This is a genomic window from Paraglaciecola sp. L1A13 (genome assembly GCF_009796745.1).
Taxonomy (GTDB): Bacteria; Pseudomonadota; Gammaproteobacteria; order Enterobacterales; family Alteromonadaceae; genus Paraglaciecola.
The window spans coordinates 1,148,286-1,168,179 of the sequence record NZ_CP047024.1 but is presented as its reverse complement, the minus strand read 5'-3'; the positions used below and the strand labels follow the sequence as shown (position 1 = coordinate 1,168,179).

At 43.2% G+C, this 19,894-nt stretch carries 16 protein-coding genes; 2 read left to right on the top strand and 14 right to left on the bottom strand.

The annotated features are described in order from the left end of the window. Positions 1 to 35: 35 nt before the first annotated feature. The 5 genes from GQR89_RS04785 to GQR89_RS04765 are packed head-to-tail and all read right to left on the bottom strand — an operon-like array spanning position 36 to position 5,523. Positions 36 to 782 carry a VpsP family polysaccharide biosynthesis protein gene (locus GQR89_RS04785; protein WP_158768999.1) on the bottom strand — a complete coding sequence of 249 codons (747 nt, stop codon included), beginning with the start codon at positions 780 to 782 and terminating at the stop codon, positions 36 to 38. Further along, complete coding sequence (locus GQR89_RS04780) at positions 773 to 1,501, bottom strand: tyrosine-protein phosphatase (protein ID WP_158768998.1); 729 nt, start codon at positions 1,499 to 1,501, stop codon at positions 773 to 775. The genes GQR89_RS04785 and GQR89_RS04780 overlap by 10 nt, the downstream gene beginning before the upstream one ends. Continuing rightward, positions 1,498 to 3,759 carry a polysaccharide biosynthesis tyrosine autokinase gene (locus GQR89_RS04775; RefSeq protein WP_158768997.1) on the bottom strand — a complete coding sequence of 754 codons (2,262 nt, stop codon included), beginning with the start codon at positions 3,757 to 3,759 and terminating at the stop codon, positions 1,498 to 1,500. Before GQR89_RS04775 ends, GQR89_RS04780 begins: the two co-directional genes overlap by 4 nt. Positions 3,760 to 3,778: 19 nt before the next feature. After that, entirely contained in the window at positions 3,779 to 4,315 is a 537-nt protein-coding gene (locus GQR89_RS04770) for a polysaccharide biosynthesis/export family protein (protein ID WP_158768996.1), read from the bottom strand. Between the two features lie 23 nt (positions 4,316 to 4,338). Next, a complete protein-coding gene (locus GQR89_RS04765) occupies positions 4,339 to 5,523 on the bottom strand; it encodes an outer membrane beta-barrel protein (protein ID WP_158768995.1) in 1,185 nt (394 codons plus the stop codon). A gap of 857 nt (positions 5,524 to 6,380) precedes the next feature. On the opposite strand from GQR89_RS04765, the gene GQR89_RS04760 reads away from it, so the two are divergent. Next, a complete protein-coding gene (locus tag GQR89_RS04760) occupies positions 6,381 to 7,790 on the top strand; it encodes an undecaprenyl-phosphate glucose phosphotransferase (RefSeq protein ID WP_158768994.1) in 1,410 nt (469 codons plus the stop codon). Positions 7,791 to 7,886: 96 nt separating this feature from the next. On the opposite strand, the gene GQR89_RS04755 is transcribed toward GQR89_RS04760, so the two are convergent. The 9 genes from GQR89_RS04755 to GQR89_RS04715 all read right to left on the bottom strand — a co-directional run bounded on the left by GQR89_RS04755 (position 7,887) and on the right by GQR89_RS04715 (position 16,830). Then, positions 7,887 to 8,921 (bottom strand): family 16 glycosylhydrolase, encoded by a 1,035-nt coding sequence (locus GQR89_RS04755; RefSeq protein WP_370461019.1) that lies wholly within the window; start codon positions 8,919 to 8,921, stop codon positions 7,887 to 7,889. A 214-nt stretch (positions 8,922 to 9,135) separates the two neighbouring features. Beyond that, positions 9,136 to 10,743: an alkyl hydroperoxide reductase subunit F gene (gene ahpF, locus GQR89_RS04750; protein WP_158768993.1), complete on the bottom strand. Its 1,608-nt coding sequence runs from the start codon at positions 10,741 to 10,743 to the stop codon at positions 9,136 to 9,138. Between the two features lie 83 nt (positions 10,744 to 10,826). Continuing rightward, a complete protein-coding gene (gene ahpC / locus GQR89_RS04745; protein WP_158768992.1) occupies positions 10,827 to 11,396 on the bottom strand; it encodes an alkyl hydroperoxide reductase subunit C in 570 nt (189 codons plus the stop codon). Between the two features lie 308 nt (positions 11,397 to 11,704). Further along, positions 11,705 to 13,051 (bottom strand): hypothetical protein, encoded by a 1,347-nt coding sequence (locus GQR89_RS04740; RefSeq protein ID WP_370461017.1) that lies wholly within the window; start codon positions 13,049 to 13,051, stop codon positions 11,705 to 11,707. A gap of 8 nt (positions 13,052 to 13,059) precedes the next feature. After that, positions 13,060 to 13,668 carry an energy transducer TonB gene (locus tag GQR89_RS04735; RefSeq protein WP_158768991.1) on the bottom strand — a complete coding sequence of 203 codons (609 nt, stop codon included), beginning with the start codon at positions 13,666 to 13,668 and terminating at the stop codon, positions 13,060 to 13,062. A 3-nt stretch (positions 13,669 to 13,671) separates the two neighbouring features. Continuing rightward, positions 13,672 to 14,079, bottom strand: a complete 408-nt coding sequence (locus GQR89_RS04730) for a biopolymer transporter ExbD (protein WP_158768990.1) — start codon at positions 14,077 to 14,079, stop codon at positions 13,672 to 13,674. 30 nt (positions 14,080 to 14,109) lie between these two features. Continuing rightward, entirely contained in the window at positions 14,110 to 14,631 is a 522-nt protein-coding gene (locus GQR89_RS04725; protein WP_158768989.1) for a MotA/TolQ/ExbB proton channel family protein, read from the bottom strand. Positions 14,632 to 14,642: 11 nt separating this feature from the next. Then, positions 14,643 to 16,046: a MotA/TolQ/ExbB proton channel family protein gene (locus tag GQR89_RS04720; protein WP_158772134.1), complete on the bottom strand. Its 1,404-nt coding sequence runs from the start codon at positions 16,044 to 16,046 to the stop codon at positions 14,643 to 14,645. Between the two features lie 13 nt (positions 16,047 to 16,059). Beyond that, positions 16,060 to 16,830 carry a DUF3450 domain-containing protein gene (locus GQR89_RS04715; protein ID WP_158768988.1) on the bottom strand — a complete coding sequence of 257 codons (771 nt, stop codon included), beginning with the start codon at positions 16,828 to 16,830 and terminating at the stop codon, positions 16,060 to 16,062. Positions 16,831 to 17,452: 622 nt separating this feature from the next. Between GQR89_RS04715 and GQR89_RS04710 the strand changes: the two genes are divergently transcribed. Then, positions 17,453 to 19,786 (top strand): TonB-dependent receptor, encoded by a 2,334-nt coding sequence (locus GQR89_RS04710; RefSeq protein ID WP_158768987.1) that lies wholly within the window; start codon positions 17,453 to 17,455, stop codon positions 19,784 to 19,786. The last annotated feature ends 108 nt before the right edge of the window (positions 19,787 to 19,894 follow it).

Below are 19,894 nucleotides of genomic sequence, written 5' to 3'. Positions count from 1 at the left end.
TTCTATTGTGTCTCTACCACAGTGATTAACTCGTTTTATTGCCTTTTCTGCTGGGACCTGGGACAACCCGGGATTATACGCTGAATCGACAGGGGCTCATTTCTAAGCCAACGACAGACTCGTTTTTGGGCGTCATACTGTTTGATCAGGGCCTGTACCTGCCCCCGACTTTTTGAATCTCGTAAACCAAGGCTGATCCTATGATAAAACTCGTCACGAATACGCAATAACATGGGGTGATTACTGGCGTATAACGCCATACCCAACTGAACATACAACAGATGAACTTCAGGTTTTTTAGGCCCCAACTCGCTTGCTCGTTGCAAATACGTCAGCATTTGCTCATCAAACTCTTGCTGGCGCCATTTTATCATAGCTAATGATACCCACGTGACTGGCCACAAGGGGCGTAATTGAGTTCCACGCAAATAATGTGCTTTGGCCGCTCGAAGTGCTGTACTTTCATCTTCGTAACCGGCAATGGCGCCCCATTCGTACACTTGACCTAACAGGTCTTGATATAAAGGGTGACTAGGCTGGCTGTCGACAGCTGACTGAATAGCCTTCTTCGCTCGTTGATACTCAGCAAGGGTCTGCTGATTACCCGAATCTTGCCATGAAGCGAGAATATTGCGTACTTGATAATAGTCAAAACTGGCACTGGTAAAGCGTAAAGCGACAACTAAACAGATAAACGCGAGTGTCGAAAAACTGATTACCGCTACGTACTGTTTTATGAATATACGCGTCTGCATTAAGACTCGAGGAAATGCTATTGCCATTGGTTACCTTGAGATATTAGCCATGGCGTGGTTTTAAACAGGCGTTGTGCCTGATCCTTTGAGGAAAGTGAGACTACTTCCAAATACGCTCTAGCCATATCATTTGGTCGGCGATTAATGCTGTGCATGTCTGATGCAACGTATGAGATCACGTCTTTTTCTAAAAACAATCTCGCCGTCTCATTTACCTTATCAGAGAAGCGTCCAATAAAGGCGCCTGCTGTCACTTGAAATAAACACCCTAGACGTTTGAGCATATGAATTCGCTCAGGGTTAGCGATAATCTCACGATTACGTTCTGGATGCGCGATGACCGGTTGAATGTCATTTTTTAATAACCAACGGAGTAAATTATCGGTACCAGGAGGTATATGACTATGGGGCAATTCTAGCAGCATCACGTCTCTATTTCCCCAACGGCCTAGAAACGGTATTTTCCCTGTTTTTTGCCACAGCATAATATCCGGTGTAATTCTAAGTTCCGCAGCAAAGGATATCTTAAGGGGACATTGAGCTTGGGCTAAATGGGCAACCAAAGATTGGTAGGCCTGTGTGATTGAGGTTGGGTCATTATCAAAATACCCCTGATGGATATGTGGGGTGCACACCATGTGCGTGACCCCGACTGACACCGACTGCTCAGCCATAGCCAACGACGCCGCTAAATCAGGGGCGCCATCGTCTATGCCGGGTAGAATATGACTGTGTAAGTCGATCAAGATTTTTGCGTCTGTTCAGCCTTGGTATCAGTATTATAACTGTGATAGCCGTATTGGTCATAAAACCCCGTGTATTCACCGTGCTTTTTCGCTTTGCGTAAATCAACTTGGTTTAATACCACACCATCAACCCGATGACCTACTTGTAAGAAGCGACTTAAGCCATTGGAGATCAGCTTGTCACTGGTGCTGTCAGCTTTAACCACATACACCACTGAGTCACATACCTTAGATACTACAATGGCGTCACTGACCGCTTGCGTAGGAGCACTGTCGACTATGATGTGCTCGTAACGACCTTTAAGATCTTGCATCAGGGCTTTAAAGCTATCAGAGGCAAGGAGTTCTTGTGGGTTAGGCGGCATCGTACCTGCGCAGATGATATCGATACCCGACATTTCATCGGTTACTATACACTCTTCAAGGGTATGAGTACCGGCAATCAAATTGGCTACGCCCGGCTGAAACCCTGGCAAATTAAACTGCGTGCCAATGGTAGGGCGACGTAAATCGGTATCTATCAATAGTACCTTGCTCAACTGTCCCATAGCGAACGCTAAGTTAATGGATACCGTACTCTTGCCTTCTTTGGGCACACTGGATGTCACCAAGATGGTTTTAGAGGGTTTGTCGATATTCAATAATTGCAAGCTTGTTCGAAGAGTACGCACCGCTTCACTAAAGGTATGTCGTTTACCATCAAAAAAGTGTCTAACGGCTAGGTTTTTCTTTTTGTTATGGGTTTCTAATGGAATTAACCCCAACATACGCTGGCCAAGCTTACGTTCAACATCGTCTACTGAACGAATACCGCTATTGAGTGCGTCCATGGCGAGCGCTAAAAAGACCCCGAAGCCTAAACTGACGATAAACGCCGCGGCAATAATCAAGCCTTTTTTCGGTTTGGAAGGTGATGAAGGCGGCACAGCTAAATCTAGCATGCGCGCATTCGCTGACTCAAAACCACCTAGCTCTGTGGTTTCATTCAATCGAGTGAAAAACGAACTATATAGCTGTTGATTAATATCGACTTCACGTTGTAGCGCTTTATGGCGACTTTCAAGATTGGTTAAGCTACGGAAGTTCTCTTTATTAATACTGACTTCTTGTTTAAGGGCTGCCAATTTAAGCTTTGCAGTGCTGTATTCAGTATTGACTCCAGACACCAAAGAGCGAATTTGGGCGTTTAAACTGTCTTGTATAGAACTTAATTCGGCCTGTGCAGCGATCATCTTGGGATGTTTAGGGCCAAACACTTTACTTAATTCAGATACGCGACTTTGGGCACCTATTTGTTCACGTTTAACGTTTTGCACTGCAGGATGGTTAATCACCTCGGGAAGGTCAGCCAATTCAGTAATCGTTGCGCCAGAGTTGACTTGGTTATATAAGGTTTCAGCTCGGTTATAAGCTGCCTGCGCCTCAAGCATTTGTTGACTCAGCTTTTGAAGCTCTTCTGCCGCCAAACCTACTACACCATCAATATTGACTAGTTTTTCAGTTTCGTAAAATACCGATAGACGTTTTTCAGCAGTATCTAATTTTGTACGCAGACCTTGCAGGCTTTCATTCAACCAGGAAGTAGCCTTGGTAGTCATATCAAGCTTAGATTCAAGATAGTTTTCGATATATACATCGCCCACCGTATTTGCCACCACAGCTGCAAAATTTCGATCTTCATGTTCGAAGCTAATTTCCACTATTTGGGTATTGCTAATAGGGCTGATTTGAAGGGACTTCATAACTTGCCAAGTAGCGTAGTCTTTACGTCCTTTAAGTTGCTGTTCGTCGGTCAGTTCTGTTTTTTCTTTTTGTGGCAAAAACGGCAATACGTTAATAACACCGCTTTTGAGTGATGCTAACTGCCGACTAACGAAATTTGCTTTGCTTGCTTCGTAACCAGGCGCAAACGTTGGGTTTTCGTAAAGTTTTATTTTATCAACCACTTTTTCTGCGATATGACGAGACTTCAAAATTTCGTACTGAGTTTGAAAATACTCTTTGCGACTAGAGTCAAGGCCATATACTTCTTCAATCGAGAGAACTTTCGCTTCTTTCGATTCAATCAATAATTTAGCTGTCGCCGTATACTTAGGCGTAATTGACATTACGACGAGGGCAACTAGTATCGTAATAAAAACTGCTAAGCTAATAATTCGCCATATGTATCGACGTATCGTTTGCCAATATTGACCAAAATCAATGGTTTCTGAGTCCAGTAATTTAGCCTCTAATTGTCCATTTAATTGCGCTGACATAAATATCTAAATACCTTTATTAAAAGAAGCTTTGCTGAACGGTAACGATGTCACCTGGCAATACCACATCAGTAGATTGAGCGCTCAGCTGTTCCTGTTGACCAGAGTCGTTCTCCCTGCGTATAAAAATTTTCGTTTTTGAGGCTCGCTCAGTAAAACCACCAGCCAAAGCCGCCGCTTTATTCACTGATAAGCCTGGTTGATATGGGTAACCACCGGGACGCTTGACTTCACCATCGATAAAGAACGGCCGATATTCAATAACGGTCACAGAGACAGAAGGCTCAACTAAGTAGTCCCCTTTTAGGCCAGCATACAACTTTGCTTCAAACTCAGCTCCAGTCAAACCAATAACACTTATGTCGCCTAAGAAGGGGTAATTTATCACACCGTGATTAGGGAGCTTTGTCGTTAAGGACAAATCCTCTTGGCCGAAAACGGTAATTTTTATCACATCGCCAGAACCAAGCTTATACTGACTTAAACTGGCATCTAACGACCAAGCCACACCACTAAAAAGTAGTAGCCATAGCCAAAGAACAGATTTTGCTTTCATGTTTACTCCAAATAAAACAAAAACTACAACGTCACTTTTGCAGTTAAACGATAAATATTTTGGTCGTAATCTATTACATCTCGATTACTGTCTCGCTCACTGTAGGTATAACCTAAATTAAAGGTTAACCAACGTCGAAATTCATATATAACCGCAAAGTCCCAGTCAGTAACATCGTCACTTCGACCACTTCCTTCATAATCATCGGTGCCTACTGCTACACCGGCTTGGGTGCGCAATCTCTGTAACCATTCGTGGCGCCATTGTAATGACACATCTTTACTGCGAATAAAGTTACCATCACCATTGGTTTCACGGGCTTCATTAACGGTATCTAGAATAAAGGTGGCTCGCTCTAGCGGCTCCCAAACAATACCAGCTTCCCATGTCGAACCAGAAAAATTTTCGCGACCGGCTGCATCAAAATCTTTATCTTGATAACCAATTTTAGCGTAACCAGACGTTGACGCTGTAGATTGCCATTGAGCACCAATTAAATAACTCGTTTCGACACTATCTAATGAATTCGCTTCTGAGGTAGCAAAATCGTACTCAACGTCTGTTATCGTTGTTTCAAACAACAAATCTGTTGCCGCACCGATTTCATAGTAAAATACTCCGCCAATTGTGCTTTTCGAGCGGTCGCGTATTTTATATTCAGTGGTATTAATTTTATAATCTAAATCACGATAATTTAACGTCAAATCTAAACGTGCCTTAGCACTCAAAGCACCGTAAGAATAGATAAAGTCTACTTCACTTTCTTTAAACTCATCGGGTGAATTTAACCCACTACCATTACCAATTGAATAACTCTCACCACGGTCATCATGTCCATCTTCAAAGTTAATACTAGTTTTAATGCGATGGCGGCTATTTAGCTCGTAGCCTAATGAAGCAAAAACTAAATGATCTGTGTAATCATCAGCAGAACTCGAAAAATAGTCACCGCGAGAAAGTTGGTAACCTAGACGTAGGGTATTTAAGCCAAAGTTGTTCACTAGAGTAAATTTAGGAGTAACCGTACTATACCAGCTGTCAATTCCTTCATCGTTAGAGCGAGTCACATTGTCATTAAAACCAACTGTTGTGTTTAAAGTCGGAACCAGCTCAAACGCACCTAAGTCAATACCTACTTCTTCTTGAGCAAATGATGTTGAACATACACATGCCAATCCTATAGCGGTTGCTAATTTAGTCTTACTCATTCAATCATCTCTGCTTTAAAGGTTAAAATTCAATTTTAATGAAACTAAGTGTATCAATTATCTGGTGAAATTAGCGCATTGTTATGAAAAATTTGCGAAAAAAATTACGGAAAATGTACAAAACAAACAATGCAAAAACTCGGCAGGCGTCTCCATAAGCGAAATCTATGCCATCAATCACGCCGAGCCTAGCCAACTTATTGATTAGTATTTTATAACCCGTGCATGTTAAACCAAGATTTCGCTAGGTCAAATCAGTAACCATGTGAATTTTACAATGAAAAGCTTATACAAAAACTCATGCTCGGATCTTTACCCTTAGCATTACACTCAAAGACTAGCTAAATCTTCCAACCGTTACCTGATTATAATACAGGTATCACATGAATAAATTGATGGAATTACCGCGGAATTAGACTAATGACTGGGATAAGTGCCCTATTTTCGCTGCTAAATTGCGCTTGCGCACAATTTTATTAAGTAGTGGTCTACTTTTTGCTTTGACATCGATTAACAATTAGACAAGTCCTGTGAAAATACGATTTAAATTGCGGCCACAAAAACGAGTGTGCTTTGTTTTCATATGAATTAGCCTGAATGTCATAAAAAAAACAAAAATATGTCGTAATTAAACAACAGAATAGCATGTATAATGCGACAGGCTGGGAACACGCTAACTTCTATGTTTTGTCAAAACGCTGAAGTTAAAGGGAATTTTTTAATTTTTTAATTTTTCAGGTGTTGGATATTAGCGACATTGACATGTCGCAAAATAACGACCCAACTCCAATTCGGTGCGTTTAACCTCTGAAAATAAAATTTTAAACAGTAATACAAAACATTAATGGTAAATAAACATGCTTAACAAAAGCCCTGGCGGCATAATTCAAAGTAATCAAAGTAGTTTTTCTACGCTGTATCGTTTAGTCGATATGATCATCATTACTTTAATCTACTTTCTTGTTTTGCTATATCAGGGGTTGCCGATCGGCTCATCTGATTTATTATTACTTTTTGTCAGCATTATTTCTTATATGCTCTGTGCTGAAGCCGTAGATTTATACCGCTCTTGGCGTACTGCGTCGAATACATTGATGATTAAATGGGCGATGGTTGCGTGGGGAATATCATCTCTTGTTACCACTACTTACGCGTTTATTTTCCCCGACACCATTGTGGCATCAAACTTCGTTATTATATCTTGGTTAGTTATCTGTGCCCCTACCCTTGTGGGCTGGCGGGTGGTGTTTCGTGAAATATTATTCCGTCACCGTAAACATGGTCACAATACACGTAGGGCGATTATTATTGGTGCAACACAATCCGGTTATAGCTTGGCAAATCAGATTATGGAAAATGATCAATTGGGCATCATTTTCAAAGGTATGTACGACGATAGAGCGCCGGCGCGTATCCCCCATGAAATTCAGCACGAAGTCAGGGGCACGATTGAGGATGCGATTAAGTTAGCCAAAGCAAGTGAAGTGGACTACATCTACATTGCCATGCCTATGAGTGCAGAAAAGCGCATTATGCAAATTTTGAACATGTGCAGTGACACCACAGCTACCGTTTCAATTATTCCAAACTTCTTTATGTATAACTTGCTTAATGCTCGTTGGCAGAGTGTGGGTTCGATACAAACTTTGAGCGTATTTGATACGCCTTTTCAAGGTGCTGGCGATATAACGAAGCGTCTTGAAGATATTGTTGTTTCTTCGCTTATTTTAATGATGATCGCCATCCCAATGCTATTTATTGCTCTTGCCGTCAAATTCACCTCAAAAGGGCCCGTTATTTTCAAACAAAATCGTTATGGCTTAGATGGCCAGATGATTAAGGTTTACAAGTTTCGCTCTATGACAGTGCAAGATAACGGCGATAGCGTGCAGCAAGCGACTAAAAACGATGTGCGTATTACGCCCTTAGGCGCTTTTTTACGCAAAACATCATTAGACGAATTGCCACAGTTTATTAATGTACTACAAGGCCGAATGTCGGTTGTTGGCCCTCGCCCCCATGCTGTGGCTCATAACGAAGAATATCGTAAATTGATTGAAGGCTATATGCTGCGTCATAAAGTACGCCCAGGCATTACCGGATGGGCACAAATCAACGGCTTTCGCGGCGAAACCGAAACCATTAATAAGATGATTAAACGAGTTGAATACGATTTAGACTATATTCATCGTTGGTCAGTGTGGTTGGACATTCGAATTATTCTCGCTACTGTTACGCGTGGCTTTATAAATAAGAACGCCTACTAAAAACCGAAGCTGAATTTATTGAATAAATAAACGCCGAGCAATAGCTCGGCGTTTTTATATTTTATTGTCGAATACTTTAGCTGTTACGGTTTCACATTAATCAGCATTAGATGGAGTTTTCCCTTTAACTAATTTTGCGTTCGCATTGATCTTTGCACACCCTCGTCCGGTTGCAGGGTCTGCGCTACATTCATATACGCGAACGTAATCAATTAGCATTGACTGGGGGAAGATGCTTTCATCTATCCCTTTTTGGTTAACCTTGGCTGACCACGTGCCACCCACAGCCAAATTCAATAACATATGAAAGCGTTGATTAAAGGGTGCATCTTCTGCCCCGTTCATCAGCTTGCCATTTTCTGTAAATTGACTGTACCAACCGTTCTGACGCTGAGTAGCGTAATGCTGACCATCGATGTACCAGCGGATCTCGCCCTTTTCCCATTCAAGTGCGTATAGATGAAACACATCAGCCGGGTTTTGTTCAGTTGGAAAAACATAAGGTGTGCCGGTATACACATTGTTTGGAGCAGAACCACCGTAATGAAGCGTGCCATGCACTCTAGACTCTAGTGTTTCAGGTGATACACCCTCTGCATCAGACGGTGTTTTTAAATTAACGGCTTCCATAATGTCAATTTCACCAGACGCAGCCCAGCCACCGTACACCCAATCAGTTGGCAACATCCAAATAGCTGGCCAACTGCCTTGTCCTTGCGGTAATTTAGCGCGAATTTCGAAACGCCCATATTGCCAATCGCCTTTATTAATAGTTCGAAGTCGTGCAGAGGTATAGGGCAACGTCGCAGTGTTTTCTGTATCTCCATTTTGAGCAGGGCCAGTGAAAGTTTCCCGCTTAGCGACGATATTTAACATGCCGTTGGCTTGAAACGCATTGTCTGCTTTATTCGTATAACATTGCTGCTCGTGGTTCCCCCCACCGTGACAATTTTGCTCAAAACTCCATTTAGTCGAATCGATACTCGGACCGTTAAACTCATCAGCCCAAACCAATTCCCATTCACTCTTTTGAGACGCATCCTCTGGATTGACTGGCTTATTCGCCATAACGCAACCACCTAAGGTTGCAATACTCAGTATTACTGCAATCACCAATTTATGTTGTATCACTGTATTCTCCCTCCTCTCAGGATATTGACGCGACTTAGCACCGGCGCATTTTGCTAGCCGCCCAACGCAATGTAAGCGCTTTCAAAAGCTAGCTTTAGGCTACAATGTTTCACTTATCAAATACAATAAAAAAGCCGAGACACATCAGGGATATGCTCGGCAAGGGGGGTCACACAATGAACTTGGATTACAATTTATATTCACTTTCTATGGGTTAGGCAGCCTGTTCGTCGACTGTACGTACAACTGATGGGGCACTTTCTTCAGACGGCGCGCGAAGCAAGTAGTCAAACGCACCTAACGCCGCATTTGCACCATCGCCCATGGCAATGATAATTTGTTTATATGGCGAGGTTGTTACATCACCCGCTGCAAATACGCCTTCAATAGAGGTTTCACCTCGTTGTCCGACTTCGATTTCTCCCCGCGCGGTTAAAGCGACATCGCCTTTAAGCCATTCGGTATTGGGCACCAAACCGATTTGTACAAAAATACCCGCTAATTCTATCTGCTTAACCGCTTGGCTAACTCGGTCTTGATACGTCAAGCCAGTAACACGCTTACCGTCGCCCAGCACTTCTGTAGTCATTGCGTTTAAGACAATATCAATATTCTTTGCTGCTTTCGCTTTACGCTGTAGCACTTCATCCGCACGTAACTTACTATCAAACTCAAGTACTGTGACATGCTCAACGATATTGGCTAAATCTAACGCGGCTTCAATGCCTGAATTACCACCACCAATAACGGCAACACGTTTACCTTTAAATAAAGGGCCATCACAATGAGGGCAATAAGCCACGCCCTTTCCTCGGTATTGCTGCTCACCAGGTACGTTCATTTCACGCCATCTAGCACCTGTGGCTAACATCACCGTTTTGCTCGATAATAACGCGCCATTTTCTAGCTCAATAGTTATCAAACCGTCTTTTGATAATTTCAGCGCTTTATTATTAGCCATGATGTCAACGTCGTAGTCTTTAACATGTTGCTCAAGACCAGACACCAACTTAGGGCCGTCTGTTGCCTTAACTGAAATAAAGTTTTCAATTGCCATAGTGTCAGTCACTTGACCACCAAACTTTTCAGCTACTATACCTGTGCGAATACCTTTGCGAGCTGCGTAGATTGCCGCTGCGGCGCCTGCTGGGCCGCCACCAACGATTAACATATCGTACGGCGCTTTGTCGTTTAACGACTGGGCTTGCTTTACGTGAGCTTGTGGGTCAATTTTGCTTAAAATCTTCTCAATAGTCACTGCACCTTGAGTAAACAGTTCGCCATTTAAATAAACACTCGGTACAGACATGATATTACGTTCGCTCACTTCTTCTTGGAACAGTGAACCATCTATCATGGTGTTAGTAATATTTGGGTTGATAACGGACATCACGTTCAATGCTTGCACTACCCCAGGGCAGGTCTGACAGCTCAACGATACGTATGTCTCAAATTGATATGAACCAGACAACGCCTTTATTTCAGCTACTTGCTGTTCACTGATTTTAACCGGATGCCCGCCGCTATTTAGCAAGGCAAGTATTAATGAGGTAAATTCGTGGCCCATCGGCACACCAGCAAAAGTAATGGAGGTGTTATTTTCAACCGAAACCACTTCCATTGACGGTTTTCTAATTTCACTTTTACTCTGCTTTACCACACTTACTAATGGTGATAAATCTGCAATTTCGTTAGCAAGGTTGTTTATCTCAGCTGACTTTTTAGCTTGATGTTGTTCGTCAACAGCTATACGTAACTCCACTTGTGAAGTCAGGTTTTCTAAATAGGTTGCCAGTTGGCTTTTCAATTTTGCATCTAACATACGTTACTCCATAGACTGATGAACGGCATTGTAGGGGCGAGTGAAATAACACTCACCAGCCCCTATTCAACAAATATCTATCTTTAGATTTTGCCTACTAGGTCAAGAGAAGGGGTAAGCGTTTCTTCACCTGGCTGCCATGCAGCTGGGCACACTTCACCGTCATGACTCGCAACATATTGGGCGGCTTGCACTTTACGAAGTAACTCACTCGCAGAACGACCAATGCCTAAGTCATGTACTTCAGCAATTTTGATTTCGCCTTCGGGGTTAACAACGAACGTTCCGCGAAGTGCTAAACCGTCTTCTTCGATCATGACACCGAAGTTGCGGGTAATTTTGCCGGTTGGGTCGCCGATCATAGCGAACTCAATTTGATTGATTGTGTCAGAACTGCCGTGCCACGCTTTATGGGTAAAGTGAGTATCAGTCGATACAGAGAACACTTCCACGCCTAGCTCTTGCAATTTCGCATGATGTTGCGCTAAGTCGCCAAGCTCAGTAGGGCAAACAAAGGTGAAATCGGCTGGGTAAAACATGAAGATTGCCCATTTTCCGTCAATGTCTTTTTCAGACACGTCAATGAATTCGCCATTTTTGAATGCTGTTGCTTTGAAAGGTAAAACTTTGCTATTGATAAGTGATTGTGTCATTGAGATATTCCTCATTAAGTTGGTTTCGGGTGACTTCGAAATAGATAATAAGGATGTTTTTAAATAGTTTAAATTAATTAAAGTAGATTATATAAATCGAATTTTTAGATTGAAAGTTTGTATGGTGTAAAACAATGGCTGGGAATGTTTAGCAAAAAATAAGTAACAAGGTAGAAAATAAAAAGCCGCTTAGCGAGATGCATAAGCGGCGAGAGGTTCTCTGCTAACGTGGGTTACCACCTTAGAATTATAGTTTTTATTATACTGAGTAAACGTTATGGTTTCGTTCAGTTAATGCCATAAGTGCGTTATTGAGAAAGTGAAACTGTTAGCTTTTCACTGCTGACTTTTTCGGTTTCAACGAACTTAGACCATTGCTGTGCCATGCCTCTGCTGCTTTTAAACTCTTGTGCTTTAGCTAGCTCATTAAGCGCGTCGTTGTATTGGCCCACATTAAAAAATGCCATGCCTTTAACCAAGTGCACCGTGCCCTCATTACGCAAACCGCCTTTGCTAAGCGCAGCCTCTGACGCGGATATAGCTTGCTGCCATTTTTCCATGTTTAGGTAAATTTGCCCCAACTGCGCATTCAGTTCGCCGTCATCAGATAAATCTGCTGCCGCTTTCATTACCGGCACGGCTTCATCATTTTCTTTTGCTAATACCCAACATTGAGACAAAAACTTAAGATTTTTCAAGTTCCTATCTAGTACTCCGCTTTCAAAGCCTTTTTCAATTAAACGAGCGCCCTTAAACGGCATTTGGTGATAGTAATAAAGCTGCGCAAGGTTAAACATATCTGAGCCACTTTGAATATAACCTTGCTGATAAGCGGTTTCTAAAATGGCTAGCTGTTGTTTTTCTTCCCCTAACTCGCCGTACATGCCGCCAAGTTGTACCCAATATTTAGGCTCATCAAAATGCTTGACCAGTTTTAGTAATACATCTTTAACTTTCTCAGGCTGCTTTAACTCGAAATACACAGCGCGTTGCAATACATACCAATTTTCATCAGGAATATCGTCTTTTGCTTCGACTATCGTAATGGCTTTTTCGATAAAGCTTGCCGCTTTTTCGTAAGACTTTTGCTGATACATTGCCTGTGCTTTGAGAACGTAGTTTTTGGCTGGTATTTCGCTATTTGGATTAACAGCGGCATTTAGTGTTTCCCAGCGCTCTAAAAACAATACGGTTTTATCGTAGTTACCGCGCATCATGTGCAACTGTGCAAGACTAAACAACGTGCTTAGTTCGAATGATTCAGGAATAGGCTGCTGTTCAACCACTTGTTCAAATGATGCAATGGCTTCATCAAAACGCTCAACATTGTAGTAAACAAAGCCGTAGAAGTTGTACATCATCGCCTGCTCATAACTGTTCATTGAACTGGCTTTATCTTTGACGTTATCAAGCGCTTCTAACGCTTCTTCGGTCTTGTTTTCATCGGCCAAGGCTTGAGCTCGTGCCAACTGATCGTACACTTTAACCCTAAGAGCCGGCGTTCTGCGCGTTTCACGTTTGCTCGCTTCTTGGGCTTGGGCACCTTTTATGGCTATAGGAGATACACTAAACCCAAGGCCGATTACGGCGCATAACGTTAATCCTAAAACCTTGCATGAAAGGTGACTGCTTGTTTTACTTGTTACTCTCATCATGCCCCCAATCAACCATCAATCTGGAAAGTAATACGGTTTTGTACACCAGCCACTTCAGCCGCTTCACCGTTTACTACCCGTGGTTTGTATTTAAATTTAAGCGCAGCATCAATTGCTGCCTGATTAAATAAATCAGCAGGCTGAGCTTCGACAACAAATGGATCTTTTACTGAGCCTAATTTTGACACTGTAAATTCAACGATAACAAATCCTTCAATACCCCGAGATAACGCGCGACGCGGATAAACCGGTGCCACTTTAACGATAGGTAAATATTCTCCGTCACCTGACTCAAGTGCCAAACCGCCATCTAAAGACAACCCTTCGTTAACGTCGGCACCGAAGTCCATACCACTGCCTTCTGCGTTCGGTGTAGGCGAATCCATTTGCGGCTGCTCCATTGCTGGAGGCGGCTGTTCTGGCTTAGGCGGTTTCTTAGGTTTACGATCTTTTTTCAGGGCGGATTCTTCTTTTTTCACCCGAACAAAATCCAGCACACTGCCCTTTGCTGGCTCTGTTAACGCACTGCCACCACTTTTAATCAGTGATTGCATAACGAAGAACAAGCTCAAAGTCACTATGGCTGACAGGATTATCGCTATCAGATATCTAAGCATGGTCTATGGCTCTTGAGCTGCAATTGAAACATCAGTAATACCGGCTGCACGCGACGCGTCCATAACCTTAATCAACGTTTCAGTGGTCGATTTTTTATCTGCTTGAATCACCACGGTACCTTGTGGGTTTTCAGCATGAAGACGCTCGATATTGGCTTGCACGGCGCGTACATCAATACGGCGTTTGTTGATCCAGATCTCACCTTTGTCACTGATAGCTACCAGGATATTAGCACGATCTTTTTTCACTGCCGTAGCGGCTTCAGGGCGGTTAACATCGATTCCCGATTCTTTTACGAAAGACGCGGTTACGATAAAGAAAATCAACATGATAAATACCACGTCAAGCATCGGCGTCATGTCGATTGCTGCTTCTTCTTCGTCCATCAAATTTTGAAAATGTTGTTTCATAACTGTCTCTTCTTAGGCGCGGTAGGCTGGCTACTTACGCTCTATTGTCAATGCGTCTTCTAGATGCGTACGTTCTGATTTAGTCGTACGCGCTAACCACGTTGAAGCAAATACCCCTGATAGCGCGCCGACCATACCTGCCATAGTAGGAATAGTCGCTTTAGACACACCTGATGCCATTGAGCGTGCACTACCTGATCCCGAAATGGCCATAACATCGAATACTTCGATCATGCCGGTGACGGTTCCCATTAGGCCCAATAATGGGCATAAGGCGACTAACGCTTGGATAATGGGAATACCTGCACCTAAACGTAGGCTTACCCGTGAAATCATGGCTTGGCGTATTTGCTCTGCATTCCATGAACGACGGTCTTTACGTGCTTTCCAGGCGGCAATGGTTTCTTTCTTATATGCCTTGTGCCAAATGAACACGTATAACGCGCGTTCTAGGATGAGCAACCACATGACGAATATTAGAAACCCGATGACCAATAAAACTTGGCCACCTGTTTCAGTAAAATCACGTATTGCTTCGAAAAATTCCAACATAGCTAATTACCTTAGGCGTTTGGCGTTGAACTTGTTTCCATACGCTCAGCACGCTCTGCAATCACACCTGACGCTTGCTCTTGTAGAATGAACACAACATCTTTAGAGCGGGTGTTAAGCATGGCGTATAACAACGTCATAGGGATGGCAACAACCAAACCCAGTACGGTAGTGACCAATGCAGTCGAGATACCGCCTGCCATTAATTTAGGGTCTCCCGTACCAAACAATGTAATCGCTTGGAAGGTGTTAATCATACCGGTTACGGTTCCCAGTAGACCCATAAGCGGTGCTACAACTGAAATGATCTTGATCATCGTTAGGTTACGAGACAACTTAGGTATCTCGCCCAAAATCGCTTCGGTTAGGTGAAGCTCTAATGATTCGGTGTCAGCATGGGGATATTTGTCACGTACTTGCATAACGCGGCCAAGTGGGTTGTTAGATGTAAACTTGTCTGACTTAAGCTGCTTGTTCACTTTCGCTTTAATTACGCTCAAGGTGACTAAGCGTTCGAGCGCTAATAGTAAGCCAAGTGCGCCTACGATAAGAATGATGTAACCGACTAAACCACCTTGCTCAACCCGTTCTTTTAAGCTGGGGGCTTGTACCAATAGCTTAAGAATTGAACCACCGGTTGGGTCTAAGCCAAATTCCACTAATTCACCGTTTGATGCTTGTAGTTCTTGAGCACTGTCGGTGTAACGACCCGCAGGTTGACGAATTAATTCACCTAATGAATGAGTCGCACCTTCGTAATCGAGGTATTTGCCATCAGCAATAAGTGCAAACGTACCCACACGTACCACTTCTTTGCTTACTTTAGCGCCACCAGCTTCAACAACGTCGGTATTGAAACGTGTCACTTTGCCTGATTCGGTCATTTCACGCTGCATTTCGAACCAAACACGTTCGATTTCATCGATAGATGCAAGCTTCGAACTTGAGCCCATCGATTGCGCCATCTGGTCTAGGAATTGTGCACGGTTGGGAATTTGTGCCGAAATAACCGAGTTAAAGAATTTACTCTTAGTATCGCCTGCGACTTGCTGCAGCACACCGAATAACTCTTTAAGAGAACCAAGACGCTTAGTTAGCGCATCGTTTAAGTCGCCTAATTTGAATTCATTTTCTTCAAACTGTGTTTCCAACGTTTCTGACGTACTAAGTGCGTTGTCACGCTGTTTACCTGCGTCACGCAACATTTGATCTTGTTCTGCGAGTTGTTGCGCAAAGTCTTTCTCACGCTGGGTATTTTGCTTAGTCTGTTGAAACTGACCTTGTTCTAGTTGCTTTAGAAGCGCATCTAAATCCAGTGCCGACTCTCTTTTTGGAAGAGGGTCAGCGGCCATAGCAGTGGTTGCCGTGAAGGTAACCAACAACGTAAGTGCAATATTTTTAACTAATTGATTCATCTTCATGGTGCTCTTAATCCGTGATCGCTACAGGCAACATCAGTAAGTCTGGTGCCATTTGTTTTTTGGCCATACGCAGGCCTTTCGTCACTTGGGTACGGTAGCTTGACGGTAACGCTTCCCACTGGTGAGCTTTCGCATTCCACATACCTTGCATGCCCGCGTCACGCGTTTGATAAATCAAGGCGGTACGGCCAACACGAAGGAAGTCAACGTTACGTTCTTGACCATCAATCGTATGTAAACCGGCGTAAGCTTCTAACGTACGTCCGTAATCCATTTCAACTTGATAGGCTTCCATCACGCGGCGGAACTTTTCAGATGGAGCAACATCGGCTTTATCCATCATGCGGTGTAAATCAGCAATACGTGTCGCACGCTCTTGTTCTAAAAACGGAACATCTAACGCTATAAATTGCTCTAATCCGTCTATCATGCGCATCATCAATGGTGTGATTTGACGCTCGATAACACTTACGTCATCAATAGCAGCATTTAAGTCAGCCATTTCTTGTACTTGACTGGCTATCTGCTTGCGCAACTGCGAGTTGTATACGTTTAGTCCTTCGGTCTCTTTATTAATCGTCTTAAACTGCTGCAATTTATTATCAATTTGATCATTAATCTTATTGATTTTTTGCTGAGACGTAGCGGCTGAGTCATTGATCTCTTTCGCTTTTTCAACGGCCGGCTTAATGTATGCATCTTCTTGGGCATAGCCAGATGCAGATAAAAGCAAACTTACACTGAGTAAGCTGGCTGATAACGTAATGGTAGACTTCATGTACTCAAACCCTATTTGGAAGGAAATGGCGAAACAGCGTAAACCTTTCGGATTAGCGTATTTCATTAAGAATTTGCGCAAGGATAGGGGTTACTCGTGGCATTTTTATTACAGCTATATGACGTATAAGTGACAGTAATATTTCATAAATGTGACAGCCTTGTGTGGCATAGGATGCCTGCTTATACGCCCTTAAAACACTTCGTACTTCAGTTACATATTTTAGCTAATTTGTTCGATTGGGTTGTTCATTCATACACGTTAGTGTGGGATTTGTGACAGCGATATTCGCGAGCACACCCAGTATATTGCGTGCGCTTTTTTCAAATTCAACGGATAGACCAACCAAATACAATCATGACTTGTATGCACAATAAGACACCGACTCTCGGTCAAACCAAGGTGAAATTTGCAAGACTTTAACGCCATACTTAGGCACAATATGCCGCCAGCTTCGCCTAGTTTTTTCAACGCGTTATCCGAATAAAGCTGATTCTACTAGTGAGAATATTCAATCAATTGATAAAGCTGAAGATGAACTGTTCGAGAAGCAAAGAAATGCGATGATAATTTCGCAGCGATACACACATACTATAACCACACATTTACTAGCGGTGACACAATGACCAACTTATCTAAAGCAGCATTAGCGGTCTGTATACACAGTGCCCTTTTCAGCCATGTTCTTAACGCTCAGGAAGCGCCTGCGGCAAAAGACAAAGGCTTAGAAAAGATCACAGTTACAGCGCAAAAACGTACGCAAAGTATTCAAGAAGTGCCCATTTCAATTGCCACCTTAAACGGGGAGCGTTTCGAAAGCATTTTTTCTGGTGGTGACGATATTCTCGCCCTTGCAGTACGTGTACCGGGCCTTTATGCAGAGTCGTCTAACGGCCGCGTTGCGCCACGTTTTTATATTCGTGGCTTAGGCAACACAGATTTCGACCTAGCCGCATCTCAGCCTGTATCCATCGTGATGGACGACGTAGTAAAAGAAAACGTAAGCCTTAAAAGCTTCCCGTTGTTCGATGTAGCGCAAGTAGAAGTTATTCGTGGACCACAAGGCACGTTATTTGGACGTAACACCACAGCAGGTATTGTTAAGTTTGACTCGGTAAAACCTACTGAAGATTTTGATGCTTACGCGAAAATGAGCGTTGGTAACTTAGGTACTGTGAATGTCGAAGGTGCTGTTGGTGGCGGCTTAGCTGAAGACCTTTCTGGTCGTTTCTCAGTGTTATCGCAAGACCGTTCAGACTGGATCGATAACGGTTACACTGGCGAAAATGATGCCTTTGGCGGCTTTGACGAAAAAGCGTGGCGCGGGCAGTTATTATTCTCGCCCAGCGAAGACTTTTCAGCCTTACTTAACGTGCATGGTCGTGAACTAGACGGAACTGCTTCTGTTTTTCGTGCAAACGTATTTACCAAAGGCAGCAACGATTTAAATCAAAACTTCGACCGTGACAAAATTTATTACGATGGCGACATCGACGGAAACGGCCCTGATAACAATCCTCAAGAATATCGCAACTACGGTGCATCGCTTAAGCTCGATGTGGGCATGGACGACATGTCATTTACCTCAATTACCGCTTATGAAGAAGCTGAAGGCTCAAGTCTTGGGGATATTGATGGCGGTGTTTATACCAACGATTTAACCACGCCTGTTCCTAGTGGACTTACTTCCGCTACGTTTAATAGTGGTTTTGAAGATGTACTGACCTTCCCAGGTGCCATCGGCTTTAGCGCGGTCACGCAGGACAAGCTAAACGACTTGGAGCAGTTTACCCAAGAAATACGCTTAGCCAGTGAAACTGACGATGCGCTTAGCTGGCAGACCGGTGCGTTTTATTATGATTCATCATTTAATGTAACCAGTATTGATGGCTATTTTGGCGCGACTACGGTGTTTCATTCAAACACGACTTGGGCATTATTCGGCCAAACGTCTTATGAAGTTAACGAGCGCTTAAATGTGACTGGCGGAGTACGTTACACGCACGATAAAAAATCATTACATGTTGGCGATCAGAATGTTGGTGGCTTTGCACTGGTTACAGGTGATGCCACCGTACAAAATTATGACGACATCAATGTTGACGATGGTCAAATCAGCTGGGAGCTAAGTGCGAACTACAAAGTTGATGATGACACTTCACTTTTCGCTCGCTTTGCCAATGGTTTCAGGGCTCAGTCAATTCAAGGCCGCGACGTGGCTTTTGAAGGCGACCCTTCAGTTGCGGATGCAGAAACGATTAACTCCATTGAGTTTGGCGTTAAATCAGACTTACTTGATAACACTTTGCGTTTAAACGCGGCCACTTTTTATTATCAAATCGATGATATGCAGTTCTCTGCAATCGGTGGTGGGGCGAACAACGTTGCCTTGGTCAATGCTGATAAAGGTACCGGCTACGGTTTTGAAATTGACGCCCAATATGTGGCTAATGATTACTTAACCTTAACCGCAGGCTACAGCTACAACAAAACCGAAATAAAAGACGATACGTTAACCGTATTGCCTTGTGGTGCTAGCGAAGCGTTTGGCTCAACTGGCAACTGTACTGTAATAGATCCACGTCCTAATGGTTTTAACGCCTCGATCGACGGCAATCCATTCCCACAGGCACCTGAATCAATCTTTACCTTTACGGCGCGTTATGCAGTCCCTATGGGTAACGATGGTGAATTCTTTGCATACACGGATTGGGCATACCAAGGCGATACTAACTTGTTCTTATACGAGTCAGTTGAGTTTCAAACAGACGGAAATGTAGAAGGCGGTTTACGCATCGGTTACGAAAACTTCGAACATAACTACACAGTTGCATTGTTCGGTCGTAACATCACAGATGAAGAAAACGTAAAAGGCGCAATCGACTTTAACAACCTAACCGGTATCGTTAATCAACCGCGTATCTTTGGTATTGAAGCGAAAGTTAGCTTCTACTAAATACGATCAACTCTTGTGTCACGCATTCTAAAGGGTGCGTGCTCAAAAGAGCTAAATGCGTAGATGCACAAAGACGAATAAGGCAGATGATTATCTGCCTTTTTTATA